The following is a 16,445-nucleotide window of genomic DNA, read 5'->3' as shown; positions in this document are numbered from 1 at the left end:
GTCCTCGCACCCTCCCCCTGGCCCTCGTCCTGACCGGACTTCTCCTCAGTGGATGTGGCATGACCGACAACGACGCCAACGACTCCCCCGGCAGCACCGCGGGCGAATCCCAGGAGGCCCGGACGAGTGCCCCCGACGCGGGCACGGCGACGACCGATGACGCGGTCGCCGCCGTGAAGGAGGTGTCCAGCGAGCTCTACCGCTTCGCCGGCGTCCCCGGCAAGGCGTCCGAGCCCGGCCCCGGCGTCAAGGAGTGCGAGGGCAAGGACCCGGAGGTGTACTTCACCGTCTACCACCCCTGGAACTTCGCACCGTCCAAGCCCCGCGACGTCGACGTGGCGATGGAGAACCTGAAGAAGAAGCTGAACACGGGCGGCTGGGTGATCAAGGATCTGTACCGCGACAACAGTCCCAGCAAGGCGCTCAACCTGGTCGCCGACAACGACACGAAGAAGGTCAGCGTCTGGATCGTCCAGTACTCCGAGGACGCGACACCGAACCTGGGCATCACCGTCACGTCGGGCTGCTACCAGGTGCCCGAGGGAGAGACGGTCGACCACTTCTGAGCAACCGACTCGCCCGAAAGGTACGCCGACCGCCGTTCAGGTGAACACCCAGTGGCGTTCGACCCTCGCGAGCTTGACGAAGCGCCCCTTCTCCGCGACCCACGGATAGGGAATGCGCAGTCGTCTCAGGTCCTCCATGGACACGACCAGAGCGTCGAGTTGCTGGGCCACGTTGAGCACGGCCTGGGGAGAGGTCGACGGGACGGTGACGATGTGCCCTTCCGCGATGGCTCTGTCCAGCAGGTCCTGCTCGTCGTACTCGACGAGGTCGACCAGATCCGTGCCGATCACCGCAACCACGTGATGGTCCGCGTAGCGACGCCGGACTTCCCGCAGGGCGGACCCGAGCAATCGCATGCTCGGTGGCCTGGGTGAGGCGGCGGTACGCCCCGCGGTCATGATGCCCCGGCCGTCGACCACGAGGGTCGGAGCGCCCGAGCCCAGCGGTTCTTCCCAGGTCTCGGGGCTGTCCGTGGGTGTTTCGGCCCGTGAGGGCGGGGGCACCTGTGCGGCGGCGCCGGGTGCGGGCTCGTCGATGCGCCGGAGCAGCCGCTCGAGTTCCCTGTCGATCCCTTGCACGATCGGCGTTCCATCGGGGCCGAAGCAGTCCAGTTCCTCGTCGAGGATGACCGTGCCGCTGTGACGTGCGGTGGCGTGCACCTTGAGGATGCCGCTGCGGTCGTAGTGGTAGTCGACATCGAAGACGTTGCTCGACGGGTCGGCGTCCGGCCGGGGTACCGGGAGTTCGAGCCGGGCCAAAGGGAACGTCCGCTCGTCGTCCGCGGCACGTTCTCCGTCGCCCTCCACGATCTCCAGGACCACCTTGGATGCTCCGCGCACGGCCGGCATGGCGCTGCGGGTTCCTCGCGCGGGCAGCGTCGAGTAGCGGGGGATGAGAGGGGCGAACCCTCTGCGTTCGCCGGCCACGAAGGACAGGCCGAGGTCGTGACTCGTCGCCACGGAGATGGTCGTCTCAGGAATCAGGCCGTCGATCTCGGCGGCCGTGATGGCGGCGCCCCTGGCCACGGCGGTCATCGGTTTGCACAGCCGGGGGTCGACGACCGCCGCCCCGAGGACACGCTCGACTTCCCGCCGGACCAGGGGAATCTGCGACGTGCCACCGATCATCAGCACGGCGTCCAGGTCGTCGGCGGTCAGCCCGACATCCAGCAAGCACTCCTCCAGAGGCACCAGGGCACGGCGGACGAGTGGTTCCACTGCCTGTTCGAACTCGTCCCGGTGGATCACCACGGAGGCGAGACCTCCGAGCGGTTCGAACAGCACCTGATCCGTGTCTGGCTGGGACAACGCGATCTTTGTCAGTTCGACATGGCGCCTCCAGCGTCGCGCCTCCTGGCGGGTCAGCCCGTGCGGGTGGCTCCCCAGTTTGCGCAGGACGAGCTTTACGAGTTCCTCGTCGAACTCCAGACCGCCGAGCGCCGTGATGCCACGTGAGGCGACCTCGTCGAAGATGCCGTCGTAGTGCTCGAGAAGGGTCACGTCGATGGTGCCGCCGCCCCAGTCGAACACGAGGAAGCGGCCTTCTCCGGGGAAGTCGTGCGCGTAGCTGATCGCCGCCGCGGTGGGCTCGTTGATCAGCGCCTTGACCTTGATGCCGGCGAGACGGGCGGCTGCCCTGGTCCGGTAACGCGCGGCTCCCGTGGCGTTCGCCGGCACGGTGACCACCGCCGCGTCCATCTCACGCAGATTCCGGCGAACCCCGTCCCGCATACGGTCGAAGAGAGCTGCGGCGACGGCGGTACTACGGAAGGGTTCGTCGCCGAGCCACACCTCGTGTTCCTCGGGAACCGTGCTGACGGCAGCAGTGTCCTCGTCGTCCATCGCCCTGGGCCGTGAGGCGAGCATGCGCTTGACCGCGTCCTGCGGATCGGCGGTCTCGCACTTGGCGGACCAGCCGAAACACAAGGTCCGCTGGATGTCCCGAAGAGAGACCACAGAAGGGAACAGCTCGTCGAAGCCAGGCCGGTTCCACTCCGCGGGCAGCGCGGCCGAGTCCACTCGTATGACCTCGGTGGCGCTGCCCGTCCAGCGGGCCACGACGCTGTTGCTCGTACCGAAGTCGATGCCGAACGTCATCTGCTCTTCCCTTCCTCCGCAGCCCGATCCTCCTGATCCGGCGGCAGGCGCCGCATTTCGCCGCGCTGGATGATGCGGCCGCTGCCGCTGTCCGCGTAGGCCGGCGCCAGCACTTCGTACGTCGTGCTGCCCTCGTGCTCCGTGGGATTGACCAGGTTGAAGGACGCCGGGTCCGCGGCGGTGATCCGGGTGAGACCCGAGCGGCGCATCTCCTGCTCGACGCGGAGTCGTACGGCGTCGAGATCCGAAGCCGTCTGAGCGGTGCGGTCGATCAGGGCGAGTTGCGCCAGATGCTCCTCGTGGACGCGGGTGGCGTTGAGCACCGCGGTGCGCAGGGCCTCGTCCACGGCCGACTGGACGGCCTGCTGGACGAGCGTGCCCATTTTCCCGGCGGCCGACTGGGCCCCCGCGATGGCGGCGTCCAGTTCGGCGGTCAGTCGTCGGCTCACTTCCTGGGCGGCGCTCGCTCCGGCCTTCATCGCGGCCCGGTCCACCTTCGCCGCGATCTTCTCGCTGAGGATGCGGAACATCACCTCGGGGTCCGAACGCGGGTCGACCAGCGGTTCGACGTCCGTGCGCGCAGACGCCCGGGGGTTGTCACGCGGCGGCCGCTCCCCGTTCCCCTCCGCCCGGTTCCGACGCGCGCCGCGACCCTGGCGCGGTTTGGATCTCACCCCTTCGAACTCCGGGATACGACGCTGTTGTGCTGCCGACTTGTTCGGCTTCTTCTCGGAGGGCATCAGTGACGGTTCCTCGTTCTCGCGGCGCAACGGCCGATGATCTCCCGGGCCGCTTCCGCGGCGGCCCACGACTTCTCCCGCTCAGTGCTGGGTGCGGTCCTGCGGTCCAGTGGCCGGGGACCGGGCTGCAAGAGAAAGCTGCGCTCCTTCGGCACCCACAGGAACCGCTCGTTCACCGGCAACTCGTAGAGTTCTTCCGGCTCTTGCCCCAGGCGTTGTGCCGTGTCGATGCGTCGGATGCGGTCCTTCGCCCCGTTGATGTATTCGAGCCGGTCCGTCGCCACTTGACGACGCAGGTCCCGCCACCCCTGCCCCCACTCGGTGGATCCGTGTTCGACGCACAGGGCCAGGTACGGGTTGAGCACGTCTTGGGGCCTGGACTTGAACCGCAGCGACTGCAGAAGTTCGCTGAGGCGCTGCATGTGGCGGCGCTCCGCTCCGTCCACGCCACCTCGCTGCTTGCCTCCCCGCTTGAGCACGTCCTCGAGGAGGCCGACGCCCATGTCGAGCCGGTCGCGGTCCCCGGGGCGGACATGCAGGAAGGCGACGTAGGCCTGTACGGCCCTGGCCTCCCGGTCGGCCGCACTGGCAGCGCCCCGTGGCTCCGGGTTGCGCAGAGCGGCGGCCTGCTGCAGGACGGAGCGCAGCACGGTGTCGGCCCGCTCCGGCTCACAGGCCATGGCCCAGTGCATGTCGTCAAGAAGCCGGTAGAGACGCCGGGTTCCGGCCCAGTAGTGGAACGGAGTGCCACCGGACACGACACGTTCGTGGGCGAAGCAGTCCTCCAGCAGACCGAACAGTGACCGGTCCCGTGCCAGTCGGACGTCGGGGCTGCCCCCGCGGCGGATCCGCTGCAGACAGAGCACGAGGTCCCGCAGATCCGCCGGCAGGTCCGGGTCGTCGTACGGCCGGAGGACGTCCACCACCGACACTTCGCCGCCGAGCAGTGCCGAGCGCAGACTCCACTCGTCGTGGCGGCCGTCGACCGGGTCGATCGTTCCGCCTGCCTCGAGCGTTCGCCGACACTCCTCGCCCCGCCAGTCCAGAGCCCGTACGTCGTCGTCAGAGAGTGCGCCGGGATCCAGACGCGCCGTCATGTACGTGACGTGTTCGGTCTGCTCCGGCCAGGTACGGGGAGACGGAGCCTTGCGGAGAGCGCCCGAGTCGATCAGGTCGTCGACGACCGGCAACGGCAGTGCCCGCGCCAGGCGCTGCCACGCGGCGGAGGACAGCACAGCTCGCCCCTGCGCCTCGTTGAGCTCGAGGAACAGCTGCCACGCGTCGGCGGACGGCACTTGCACCGCCGGCGGAGGCAGACGACCGGACCGCAGTGCCTCGGCACGCACCCGGTCCTCCTCGCTGAGGACGGGCAGGCCTCCGGCCACGAGATCGAGCACATGGCCCAGAGCCGACAGGGGGTCCAACCGACTCAGCAGGGCAGCGGCCTCCACGGCCACCGCTCCCAGCGGGTCCGGGGAGTGAGCAGCCTTTTCCGCCAAACGTTCGACCAGTGCGGGTTCCTCCCGCAGTTCCGCGACGACGCGCTCGAGTGCGCGCGCCACACGAGGGGGCAATCGCACCGGCTCGGGCCTCGGCTGCTCGACGACGCCGTTCCCCGGCTCGAACCCCGGCCGTGTGCCACTGCCGCCCGCGGCAGAGCGGCGCCGCACATGCAGCGGAGTGGCCGCACCGGTCTCCCGGGCCCGACGCCGCTGTTCCCGCCGTTCCATCTCGGCACGCCGCAGGGCTTCCAGAACATCCGGGGCAGCCGGGTCCGTGCTCATCGATGCAGTCCTTTCCCCCTCGCCGCGAACCCTCGAATCTCCCCAGATCGACAAGATCCCGGCGCTTTCAGATAGTAAGGCAGGACATCATGACCCCAGAAGCACAGCAGCCAATTCACCAGCTCAAACGTCCCGTCCCGGCGCCGTGGGAGGGGAACCGGTACGACCGCCGTTCACCCCGCCCGTTTCCACTCCTGGCAGCGGTTGGTCTTGAAGGTCTCGCCCTTGTTGAGGGTCACCCGTCCCGGGCCGTTGAGGATGTTGTTGGCGATGATCGAGTCGAACTCGCCGCTGGCGTTGGTGGCCCGCTCCCAGTAGCAGCCGAAGTCGCCTTCGGGGCCGTCCGTCTTGTAGGTGCCGGGCTTGATGTCCTCTCCGACGAGGTACTCGCCCTCGCCCGAGAAGGAGGTCGCCGGGCCCGGCTTCTCGGTCTTCTTCGGCTTCGCCGTGACCGTCTCGGTCTCGGTCTCGGTGACGGTGGGGGCCGGTTCGGCCTCGGCGGTCTCGGTGACGGTGGCCGTGGGGCGCGGGCTCGCCTTGGTGCCGGCGGCCGTCGCCTCGCTGTCGTCGGTGGAGACGCCGCTGGTGCCGATGCCGACGCCCATGAGCAGGGAGACCAGCGCGACGCCTCCGTATTTCAGCCAGCGTCTGCGGTCTCCCGGGGGCCGTCCGGGGCCGGTCGGAGCGCCGAGGCCGAAGGGGCCGGCGGCGTGCGGTGGATGGTTGGGCGGCGGCGGGGGCTGCTGGAAGGACATGGTGGTGTGCTCCGTTCCCGAAGTAGTGACGGGTGGTGGGTGCGTGAGAGGGCGGCGCCGCCCGTGGGTCAGAAGCCGCGGATCCTGCGGCCCGCCTCCGTCGCCGGGTAGAGGATCGCCTCGGCGACCCGGCCGCCGGAGTCCTTGACGCCGCCGCTGAAGTTGAGGCGTCCGGAGGTGCCGGTCTTGGCGGCGACGCCGTCCCAGTACTTCGCCTCTCGCTCCCAGCGGATGTCGCCCAGGAGGCGGACCAGGTCGTCGGTGCGGAAGGCTGACGCCGTGTCGGTCCACGGCATGGTGTGGTGGGCGGCGATGCCGATGCCGGCGAGGACGGCGGGCGCGGTGATGGCGCTGCGCGAGGTGAAGTGGTTGGCGTGGCGGGCGATGAGCTGCGCGAGGACCGGTACGACGGTGGTCTCGACCTGCTCGGGCCGGTACGCCGCCGGGAGTTCGTCCTCGTGCACCGATTCGGCGGACCGCTGGAGACCGTTGCGCCCGTAGAGCGTGGTGACGACGAGGGCGCGCAGTGCGGAGAGGGTGACGACCTCGCGGTCGCTCGCGGACACCTGCCGCTTGCTGACGTTCACCAGCCGGGCGAACGGCACGCGCTGTCCGTCCACGTCGACGTTCACCGCGTCGGCGACCAGGTGCGCGAGCCGGGTGCCGTAGTCACGCTGGTCCATGGACATGGCCAGGTTCTTGGCGACGGCCACGCCCTGCACGTTGCGGTCGTAGAAGATCTGCCGGGCGTCGGCCGGGGCGAGGTCGATGTACAGCTCGAACGGCAGGCGCACCTGGGCGAGTTCGGGGTAGGTGAGGCCGTACGTCTCGGGGTCGTCGTAGAGGTCGTGCCAGGCGGTGGTCTGGGTTTCGCCGTCGATGGCGATGACCATCGTGCCGGGCGCGACGGTGAGGGTGCGCAGTCCGCTGCCAAGGACGAGTTCGTCGCTGAGCGCGGCGAGCGGTCCGGCGTGCCAGAGGGTGACCGGCGGGGTGGACCAGGCCGCGCCGAGCTCGCCCTTCAGTCCGGCGGCGATGTACTCGGCGTACGGGCCGACGTTCTTGCCCTTCTGGGACGACTTGAGCGTGCGCTGCACGGTGGCCCGCAGCTCGGCGTGCCGCCGCACCAGCCCGGAGGCCGCTTTCAGTTTGCGCGGGTCCTCCTCGGCGCGGGGCGAGGGCACGAGCTGGACGAGCGTCGGCACGGACATCGTTCCGACGACGGCGTCGGCGCGGAACGGCATCACGGTGAGCTGGGTGCCTTCGACGACGGCCGTCGGCATGGTCAGAAGCATGGGACTCCCCCCGGAGTGCTTGCGACTTCCCCTCGGAAGCAACACCAGAGAAGCATGCCAGTGAAAGCGTCGTCAATCACGTTGACAGATTTGACGAACGCTGTAGGTTGTTGACTGTTCACTCCAGAGAGGCTCAGGACTGCCGTCATGCCCCAGTCATCCGCGCAGGTGACCGCCGCCGAGATCTCCCGCATCGCGGGGGTCACGCGCGCCACGGTCAGCAACTGGCGCCGCCGGCACGAGGACTTCCCCGCGCCGTCCGGCGGCACGGACAGCAGTCCGCTGTACGACCTGGAGTCCGTGCGCACCTGGCTCGCCTCGCGCGGTCACACCTCGGCGGCGACGCCGTCGGAGGAGCTGCGCACGACGCTGCGCCTGCGCGCGCAGAGCGGCGGAAGCGGTACGTCGGAGGGGCTGCTGCTCCTCGTCCTCGCGGCGGCGGGGCATGCGGCGGAGGAGGTGACGGCGGCCACGGAGCTGCCGGACGCGGATCTGGTCGCGCACGCGCAGCGTGACACGGTGGCGGCGGGAGACTCCGTGCCGGCCGCCGACCCGGTGCGCTTCGAGGCGGACGACGCGACGGTACTGCGCGCGCTGTACGCCTGTGTACGGGACGAGGGCGGCGAGGCGGCGTTGCGTGTGCTCGCGGAACGGGAGCTGGAGGACAGCGCCGCGTCCGGCGCGTATCTGACGCCCGCGCCGCTGGCCGACCTGATGGTCCGCCTGATTCCGGGCTCCCCGTCCAGCGTCCTGGACCCGGCCTGCGGTGGCGGCACCCTGCTCGCGGCCGCCGCGCGGCGGGGAGCACGGGAGCTGTACGGCCAGGACAACCTGCCCGTGCAGGCACGGCGCAGCGCCGTCAGCCTGATGCTGACGGCCCCCGAGGCCACGGTCACCGTGCGCGCCGCCGACAGTCTCCGTGCGGACGCGTTTCCGGAGCTGATCGCGGACGCGGTGCTGTGCAACCCGCCGTACGGCGTCCGGGACTGGGGGCACGACGAGCTGGCCTACGACCCGCGCTGGGCGTACGGCGTCCCGGCCCGCGCCGAGTCGGAGCTGGCGTGGGTGCAGCATGCGCTCGCGCATCTGGCCCCGGGTGGCTACGCGGTGATGCTGCTGCCGCCGGCCACGGCCGGGCGTGCGTCGGGTCGGCGCGTGCGGAAGGAGCTGGTGCGCAGTGGGGCGCTGCGGGCGGTGATCGCGCTGCCGGTGGGTGCTTCGGTGCCGTTGCACGTCGGGCTTCAGGTGTGGGTGCTGCAACGGCCCGAGCCGGGCGGCCCGGAGCGCAAGTCGGTGCTGTTCGTGGACACGGCGGCGGAAGCGCCGGCGGGGGCCGCGGCGGGCGGTACGACGTCGGGTCGTACGCGGGGAGTGAGCCGGTCCGCCTCGTTGGACTGGCCGGGCGTCACGGCGCGTGCCCTGAGTGCGTGGCGGGCGTTCACGGAGGACCCGGACGTGTTCGAGGGTGAACCGGGTGTCGCGCACGCGGTCGGTGTGGTGGACCTGCTGGACGACGTGGTGGATCTGACCCCCGCCCGGCTCGTACGGGCATCGCGGGCCGAGGTCGATCCGGCGAAGCTGTCGGCAGGGGTCGACGCCACCCGCCAGGACCTGGCCCGGGCGGCGAAGGCGCTCGCGCGGGCGGCCGGTCACGAGGAGTGGAGCGCGGCGGGCGCGAAGGCACGGGAGTGGCGGACGGCCACGGCGTCCGACCTGGCGCGCGGCGGGGCACTCACCCTGTTGCGTACGGTGCCGGAAGGCGCGCGGGGGCGCGCGGAGGACGACGGGAGCGGGGCGCGGGCGGGCGCCCGTGCGGTGCTCACCGGCTCGGACATCTCGCGCGGTTCGGGTCCCACGGGTGACCCTGCGGAGCTGCGGGGCGCGACGGCGCCCGTGATCACCGTGGGGGACGTCCTCGTACGGGCGGTCGTGGGCGAGGACGGCCCGATGGCCCGGGTGGCGGGCGAGGAGGAAGCCGGCGCACTGCTCGGACTCCACGTCCACCTGTTCCGTCCGGACCCGAAGCGCTTGGACGCCTGGTTCCTCGCCGGGTTCCTGGGCTCGGAGGAGAACATCGCGGGCGCGTCGACGGGCAGCACGGTGCTCAGCGTCAGCCCCGGACGGCTGCGCGTCCCGCTGCTGCCGCTGGAGGAGCAGCGGCGGTATGGGGAGGCGTTCCGGCATGTGCACGCGCTCCGGGCGGAGGCTCGGCGGGCGACGCGGCTGGCGGAGGAGACGGCCAGGTTGCTGGCGGGCGGGCTCACGGGCGGACAGCTGCTGCCGTCGCGGGAGGCGGGAAAGGTACGCGGTCAGGGTGGCGATTCGTCCCATTAGGCACGCGGGCCTTCACACGTAGACCACACTTGTCGGACCGTCCCGGTCGGTCGACCGGCCGTGGCGGTGGGGTCGGGACATTTCGGAAGGAACCTGGGGATCCAGTTGAACAGCAGTAAGCACACGGAGTTGGCGAACCACGCGTGGTCCGTCGCCGACCTCCTGCGGGGGGACTACAAGCAGTCCGACTACGGCAAGGTCATCCTGCCGTTCACGGTGCTGCGGCGACTGGAGTGTGTGCTCGAACCGACGCGCGAGAAGGTCGCGGAGATCGCGGAGCAGCACAGGGAGAGCGGGATCGACCCTGACCGCTTCCTGCGGCGGGCGTCGGGGCACTCCTTCTACAACCGGTCGAGCCTCACCCTGAAGAAGATCGCCGCGGACCCGCAGAACGCGGCCCAGAACCTCCAGGTGTATGTGGGCGCCTTCTCCGACAACGCGCGGGGCGTGCTGGACCGGTTCGAGTTCGCGCAGCAGATCAAGCGGCTGGACAGCGCCGGGCTGCTCTACCAGGTCATCGGCAAGTTCACGGACCTGGACCTGCGTCCCGAGGTCGTGCCCAACCACAACATGGGCTACATCTTCGAGGAGCTGATCCGCCGGTTCGCGGAACAGTCGAACGAGACGGCCGGTGAGCACTTCACGCCCCGCGAGGTCATCCAGCTGATGGTGCGGCTGCTGGTCGCCCCAGACGGGGACGCGTTGCAGCTGCCGGGTGCGGTGCGCACGGTCCTCGACCCGGCCTGCGGTACGGGCGGCATGCTCTCCGCGATGGACGACCTCATCAAGGAGCTGAACCCGGACGCCACGGTGGAGGTGTTCGGGCAGGAGCTCAACCCCGAGTCGTGGGCGATCTGCCGGTCCGACCTGATGATCAAGGGGCAGGACCCCGAGAACATCGCCTTCGGCAACTCCTTCTCGGATGACGGGCACGCCCGGAAGTCCTTCGACTACATGCTGGCCAACCCACCGTTCGGCGTGGAGTGGAAGAAGGTCAAGGACGAGGTCGAGCACGAGCACAAGGCGCTGGGCGAGGCCGGCCGGTTCGGGGCGGGGCTGCCGCGGATCAACGACGGGTCGTTGCTGTTCCTCCAGCACATGATCTCGAAGATGAAGCCGGTGGATGTGAACGGCGGGGGCGGTTCGCGGCTCGCGATCGTCTTCAACGGTTCGCCGTTGTTCACGGGGGCGGCGGGGTCGGGTGAGTCGGAGATCCGGCGCTGGATCCTGGAGAACGACTGGCTGGAGGGCATCGTCGCCCTGCCGGACCAGCTCTTCTACAACACCGGGATCTCCACGTACTTCTGGATCCTGACGAACAGGAAGAGCCCGGACCACAAGGGCAAGGTCGTGCTGCTGGACGCGCGGGACCAGTGGCAGAAGATGCGGAAGTCGCTGGGCGACAAGCGGAAGGCTCTGGGCAAGGAGCACATCGCGGAGGTCGTCAAGCTGTACGGGGAGGCGCTGGCCGTGGCGGGGGATGCGGAGCATCCGTTGCACGGGAAGGTGAAGGTCTTCGCGAACGAGGACTTCGGGTACCAGCGGATCACCGTCGAGCGGCCGCTGAAGCTGCGGTTCGAGGTGACGGAGGAGACGCTGACGGCGCTGGAGGCGTCCAAGGCGATCCAGAAGCTTCCGCAGGCTTCGGCGTTGGCGGACGCGTGCAAGTCGCTGGTCGGGGCGAGCTGGGGTACGAAGCAGGAAGCTTGGCTCGCGTTGAAGGACGCGGTGGTCCAGGCCGGCGGGACGTGGCCCACGGGGGCGCCGTTCAACAAGGCGCTGCGGGATGTGCTGGGGGTGCGGGATCCGGAGGGCGAGGTGCAGCTCGTCAAGGGGCAGCCCGAGCCGGATGGCGAGCTTCGGGACTACGAGAACGTGCCGTTGGGGGAGGACGTTGAGGAGTACTTGGCGCGGGAGGTTCATCCTCATGTGCCGGATGCGTGGATCGACGGCAGTAAGACGAAGGTCGGGTACGAGATTCCGTTCACGCGGCACTTCTATGTGTATGAGCCGCCTCGGCCGTTGGCGGAGATCGACGCGGATTTGAAGGCCCTGGAGGCGGATATCCAAGAACTGCTGCGGGAGGCGACGCAGTGATGCAGGGAGTCCCGGGAAAGTTGCTGTTCCGAGAAATCGACGAGCGCGCCGGTGCGAGAACTTTGCCACTTCTTTCAGTTTCCCAGTACCGCGGTGTAGTGCCCCGTTCTGAGCTTACGGACGACTTGCCTCGCGCGGAGGACCTGAGCAACTACAAGGTCTGCGCGACAGGGGACATCGTGGTGAACCGAATGTCCGCCTACCAGGGCGCCATGGGGCGAAGCCCTCAGGAAGGGGTAGTCAGTCCGGACTACATGGTGTTGCGCTCCGGCCCTCTGGTCGAAAGTAGGTATCTTCATCACCTCTTTCGGTCTGCTTGGTTTCGGGGGAAAGTCGTTCAACGACTTCGCGGGATCGGATCCGTCGACCTCGGCAATGTCCGCACACCGAGAATTAATCCTGATGAGTTCGGCAGCATCCGAATCCCGGTACCTCCGCTAGAGGAGCAACGCCACATCGCAGACTTCCTCGACGCTGAGACTGCGCGCATCGACAGCATCACGTCAAAACGAAAAGATCAAATCGCAGCCCTATCTGAGCGAGAGTTGGCCATTATTGGACAGGCGCTCGCAGGTAACGCAACACGCACTGACGGACAGCCAACGGGTTGGCCATGGCTTCCTTACATTCCAAAGAATTGGAAAATAGGCCCTGTCTATGCCTATTTCTCCACCGAGCTCGGAAAAATGCTGAATGCCGACCGGACGCTTGGCCAAAGTCAGCGACCATACCTTCGCAACGCCAATGTGCACTGGTATGAGATTGACACTTCCGACATGGCAACGATGCACTTCGAGGCAGACGAGATGCAACGGTATTCCGTGCATACCGGAGACCTTCTCGTTTGTGAGGGAGGAGCAGGAGTTGCTGAGGCCGCAGTATGGGACGGCCAGATCAAAGAATGTTACTTTCAGAAGTCGCTGCATCGCGTGAGGCAGGCCGGGCCCGTACCTGTCGAGTGGTTGATGTACTGGCTCAGGTTCGCTAAATCTTGCGGGGTTTTCAGCGCCGATGGCAACATCGCCACGATCCCGCACCTTACAGGTGAGCAACTACGCCAGTACCGCATTCCGATCCCCGAAGACGGTGAGAGACTAATCGATAAGGTCTCACACTCAATTCGCAGCATGTCCCTGGTACGCGACCAGCTTATTCAAGCCCAGAGGTTGCTCACCGAACGCCGCCAAGCCCTCATTACCGCCGCCGTAACCGGCCAATTCGACGTCACCACCGCCAGCGGTCGCAACGTAACCTAAGGAGTTGCCGTATGAGCCCTGTGCACGACGAGTCCTCCTTCGGGTCTGCCATCGTTGCCGCCCTCTGCGAGCGCGGTTGGCGGGAGGCGAATCCCGAGGACTATCAGGCCGACCTCGGACTCGACACCAGCGAGTTGTTCACCTTCATCGGGGCGACTCAGCCCGACGAGTGGTACGAGCTGCTCGCGGTCTACGGCAACAACACCAACGAGGCCCAGCGCGGTTTCGCGCAGCGGCTCGACCGGGCCATTGCCGATGATGGGCTGCTCCATGTCCTCCGGAACGGCGTTAAGGACCGTGGTGTGCGGCTCCGCGTCGCCTATTTCAAGCCCAACCTCATCTCCGCCGACTCCGTACTCAACGGCTACCGGGCCAACCGGCTCACCGTCGTCCGCGAGCTCCCCTACGCCACCAAGCAGGCCGACTGGGGGCACCGGCTCGACTTGACCCTGTTCCTCAACGGCATCCCCGTCGCCACGGCCGAATTGAAGAACCCGCTCACCGGGCAGGGTGTCGAGCAGGCAAAGGAGCAGTACCGGACTGACCGGGACCCGACCGAGCTGATCTTCACCCGCCGGGTCATCGCGAACTTCGCCGTCGACCCGGACCTGGTCTTCGTCACCACGCAACTGCGCGGGAAGAAGACCCACTTCCTGCCGTTCAACACCGGGTCGAACGGCCCCGGCCAGCCCGGCGGGGCCGGTAACCCCTCCCCCACAGCCCACGGCACGTACGCCACCTCCTACCTCTGGGAACAGGTCTGGGAGCGGGACAACTGGCTCGACCTCCTCCAGCGCTTCGTGCATCAGCAGAAGGAGAAAACGCCCGGCGGCATTACCAAGAAGACGATCTTCCCGCGCCTCCACCAGTGGGACGTGGTCCGCAAGCTCACCGCTCACGCGTCAGTGCACGGCGCCGGCCAGAACTACCTGGTCATGGCCTCCGCCGGCTCGGGCAAGTCGAACACCATCGGCTGGCTGGCCCACCGCCTCAGTGATCTGCACGCCCGCACCGACCCGAGCGTCCTGAACCCCGAGGCGCTCGCCGAGGGCCGCATCAAGCCGGGCGAGCCCGTCTTCGACAAGGTCATTGTCATCACCGACCGCCGGAACCTGGATGCCCAACTCCGGGAAACTGTCGGCAGCTTCAGCCAGACCGACGGTCTGGTCGTCAAGGTGGACGAGAAGCACGGCGCCAAGAGCGAGCAGCTCGCCCGCGCGCTCTCCCGGGACACCGGGAAGATCGTCACCGTCACCCTGCACTCGTTCCCGGCGCTGCTCGACTACATCAAGCGCAATCCCACCGAGATCAAGGGCACCCGCTTCGCGATCATCGTAGACGAAGCGCACTCCTCCCAGTCCGGTGACGCCGCCACCGCCGTGAAGTCCGCTCTGCGGGACCTCGGCCTGGACTCCGACTCGGACGACGAGGGCGCGACCACACTCACCGTGGACGACCAGCTCAAGGCAAAGGCAGTCGCACGCTCCCGCGCCGCCAATCTCTCCTACTTCGCCTTCACCGCCACGCCCAAGTCCAAGACCCTCGAACTCTTCGGCACGGAAGGCGTCGAGAACGGCAAGACCGTCTACCGCCCCTTCCACACCTACTCCATGCGCCAGGCCATCGAGGAAGGCTTCATCCTCGACCCCCTGCGCAACTACGTCACCTACAACACCTACTGGAAGCTCGCGAACCTCAACCGCGACGAGAAAGAGGTGGACCCCTCCAAGGCGAACAGCCAGCTCGCCCGGTTCGCCCTCATGCACGAGCACACCGTGTCCCAGCACGCCACGGTGATCGTCGAGCACTTCCTCGCCCACACCCGCGGCCGACTCGGCGGACGGGCCAAGGCCATGGTGGTCACGGCATCTCGCCACTCCGCCGTGCAGATGGCCCGCGCCATCCGCAGTTACATCGCCGACCGCGAGTACGACACCAAGTACCCGGACCTGGGCGTGCTCGTCGCGATCTCCGGTTCCCTCACCATCGACGGTGAGGAGACCACCGAGGTCAAGGAGAACGGCGGTATCTCCGAGGCCGCGCTGCCGAAGGCTTTCGGCTACACCCGCGCCGACGACAAGGCCGCGAGGGCCGGCGGCAAGGGGCAGCAGGAGTACCGGATCCTGGTCGTCGCCGAGAAGTACCAGACCGGCTTCGACCAGCCGCTCCTCACCACCATGTACGTCAACAAGACGCTGACCGGCATCGCCGCCGTACAGACCCTCTCCCGCCTCAACCGCACCGCCGAGCGCAAGTCCCAGGCCGACCTCGCCGTCCTGGACTTCGTCAACGAGGCCGAGGACATCCAGGATGCCTTCCGCCCGTACTTCGAGGAGGCGCACACCCTGCCCTCCGACCCGAACCTCCTCTACACGGCCCAGAGTCGCGTCATGTCCGCGCCGATCATCTCGGAGCAGGACATGGACGAGTTCGTCGCCGCGTACTTGGAAGCGGAGAAGAAGGCAGGCGGCGTCCAGTCCAAGTGGGAGAAGTTGCACGCCGAGTTGTACCGGCTCCTCTCCCCCGCCGTGGCCCGCTTCACCGCGCTCCTTGAGAGCGAGGAGGAGGACGACGTCGAGACGGCCGAGGAGTTCCGCGCCCACCTCAACGACTACGTCCGCAAGTACGGTTTCCTGGCGCAGATCGTGCCCTACCGGGACGCCGAGTTGGAGCGCCTGCACCTCTACGGGCGCCACCTGCTCAACCGGCTCCCCCGCCTCGCGGACGGTGGCGTCGACATAGGCGAGGTCGACCTCAGTCACCTGCGCGTCGAGAAGACCGGCGAGCACGATGTGTCCCTCAACCCCGAGGGTCCCGCCGAACTCAAGGGCTTTGGTGACGGGACCGGCGGTGCGAAGGACTCCGACAAGTCACTGCTGTCCGAGCTGATCGAGAAGTTCAACTCCAAGTTCGGTACGGAGTTCACCGAGGAGGACGTTCTCCCGGCCTTCAACGCTACGAAGAAGGACCCCAAGGTCCGGGCGGCGGCCGTCGTCAACGACGAGGAGAACTTCGGGATCGTCTTCGACAAGAAGTTCGAGGAGAACATGATGGATCATGTCTCCACCATCGACACGCTCGGCAAGCGGTACTTCGGCACGGACCGAGACTTCAAGTCCAACCTCGACAGGAGCGCTCGCCGCGCGGCCTGGCGGATGATCCGCCGGGAGGAAGGGTTGGACGACTTCTGAGGCAGTGGGGTCCGGTGTGCCGTGCGCACCGGACGCCACTCGTCGTACGTCAGCGGCCTGCGGCCATCCGCACAAAGCCAGCCCACGCCTCCGCCCCAAAGGACAACCTGGCCTCTGCGGGCCGCTTGGAGTCACGTACCAAGACAGCGTCGCTGGTCTCGGCGACCTCGATGCACTCGCCGCCCTCCGCGCCGCTGTAGCTGCTCTTGCGCCACGACTCGACCGTGTTCATAGCTCCATACCTTTCTTCGTGGGTTACTCGCGGTCATTCGTAGGATCGGGAGACCCGGGGGCATCGGGTGTGGCTGTCATATTTCTGCCGCTGTAGTG

At 68.0% G+C, this 16,445-nt stretch carries 11 protein-coding genes; 5 read left to right on the top strand and 6 right to left on the bottom strand.

Annotated features, from left to right (window positions below; genetic code table 11):
- Positions 1-59: 59 nt before the first annotated feature.
- Positions 60-566: a hypothetical protein gene (locus ACZ44S_RS29615; protein WP_466934259.1), complete on the top strand. Its 507-nt coding sequence runs from the start codon at positions 60-62 to the stop codon at positions 564-566.
- A 36-nt stretch (positions 567-602) separates the two neighbouring features.
- On the opposite strand, the gene ACZ44S_RS29610 is transcribed toward ACZ44S_RS29615, so the two are convergent.
- The 5 genes from ACZ44S_RS29610 to ACZ44S_RS29590 form a co-directional block, all read right to left on the bottom strand.
- Entirely contained in the window at positions 603-2,663 is a 2,061-nt protein-coding gene (locus ACZ44S_RS29610) for an Hsp70 family protein (RefSeq protein WP_466934258.1), read from the bottom strand.
- A complete protein-coding gene (locus tag ACZ44S_RS29605) occupies positions 2,660-3,193 on the bottom strand; it encodes a hypothetical protein (protein ID WP_466934256.1) in 534 nt (177 codons plus the stop codon). Before ACZ44S_RS29605 ends, ACZ44S_RS29610 begins: the two co-directional genes overlap by 4 nt.
- Before the next feature lie 209 nt (positions 3,194-3,402).
- Positions 3,403-5,187: a hypothetical protein gene (locus ACZ44S_RS29600; RefSeq protein ID WP_466934254.1), complete on the bottom strand. Its 1,785-nt coding sequence runs from the start codon at positions 5,185-5,187 to the stop codon at positions 3,403-3,405.
- A gap of 173 nt (positions 5,188-5,360) precedes the next feature.
- Complete coding sequence (locus tag ACZ44S_RS29595; protein ID WP_466934253.1) at positions 5,361-5,942, bottom strand: hypothetical protein; 582 nt, start codon at positions 5,940-5,942, stop codon at positions 5,361-5,363.
- A 68-nt stretch (positions 5,943-6,010) separates the two neighbouring features.
- Complete coding sequence (locus ACZ44S_RS29590) at positions 6,011-7,237, bottom strand: DNA sulfur modification protein DndB (RefSeq protein ID WP_466934251.1); 1,227 nt, start codon at positions 7,235-7,237, stop codon at positions 6,011-6,013.
- Between the two features lie 147 nt (positions 7,238-7,384).
- On the opposite strand from ACZ44S_RS29590, the gene ACZ44S_RS29585 reads away from it, so the two are divergent.
- From ACZ44S_RS29585 to ACZ44S_RS29570, 4 genes are all read left to right on the top strand, one after another.
- On the top strand, positions 7,385-9,571 hold the full coding sequence (locus ACZ44S_RS29585; RefSeq protein ID WP_466934249.1) for an N-6 DNA methylase: 2,187 nt from the start codon (positions 7,385-7,387) through the stop codon (positions 9,569-9,571).
- Positions 9,572-9,676: 105 nt separating this feature from the next.
- Positions 9,677-11,668: a type I restriction-modification system subunit M gene (locus ACZ44S_RS29580; protein ID WP_466934247.1), complete on the top strand. Its 1,992-nt coding sequence runs from the start codon at positions 9,677-9,679 to the stop codon at positions 11,666-11,668.
- Positions 11,669-11,859: 191 nt separating this feature from the next.
- Entirely contained in the window at positions 11,860-12,924 is a 1,065-nt protein-coding gene (locus ACZ44S_RS29575; protein WP_466934246.1) for a restriction endonuclease subunit S, read from the top strand.
- An 11-nt stretch (positions 12,925-12,935) separates the two neighbouring features.
- Positions 12,936-16,115, top strand: coding sequence for a type I restriction endonuclease subunit R (locus tag ACZ44S_RS29570; protein ID WP_466934244.1), 3,180 nt, complete (start codon positions 12,936-12,938; stop codon positions 16,113-16,115).
- Positions 16,116-16,164: 49 nt separating this feature from the next.
- Here the strand turns inward: ACZ44S_RS29570 and ACZ44S_RS29565 are convergent, their stop codons facing one another.
- Positions 16,165-16,347, bottom strand: a complete 183-nt coding sequence (locus ACZ44S_RS29565; RefSeq protein WP_466934242.1) for a DUF397 domain-containing protein — start codon at positions 16,345-16,347, stop codon at positions 16,165-16,167.
- Positions 16,348-16,445 lie beyond the last annotated feature (98 nt).

Source organism: Streptomyces malachitofuscus (assembly GCF_055571035.1).
This window is presented reverse-complemented; position numbering and strand designations above follow the sequence as displayed.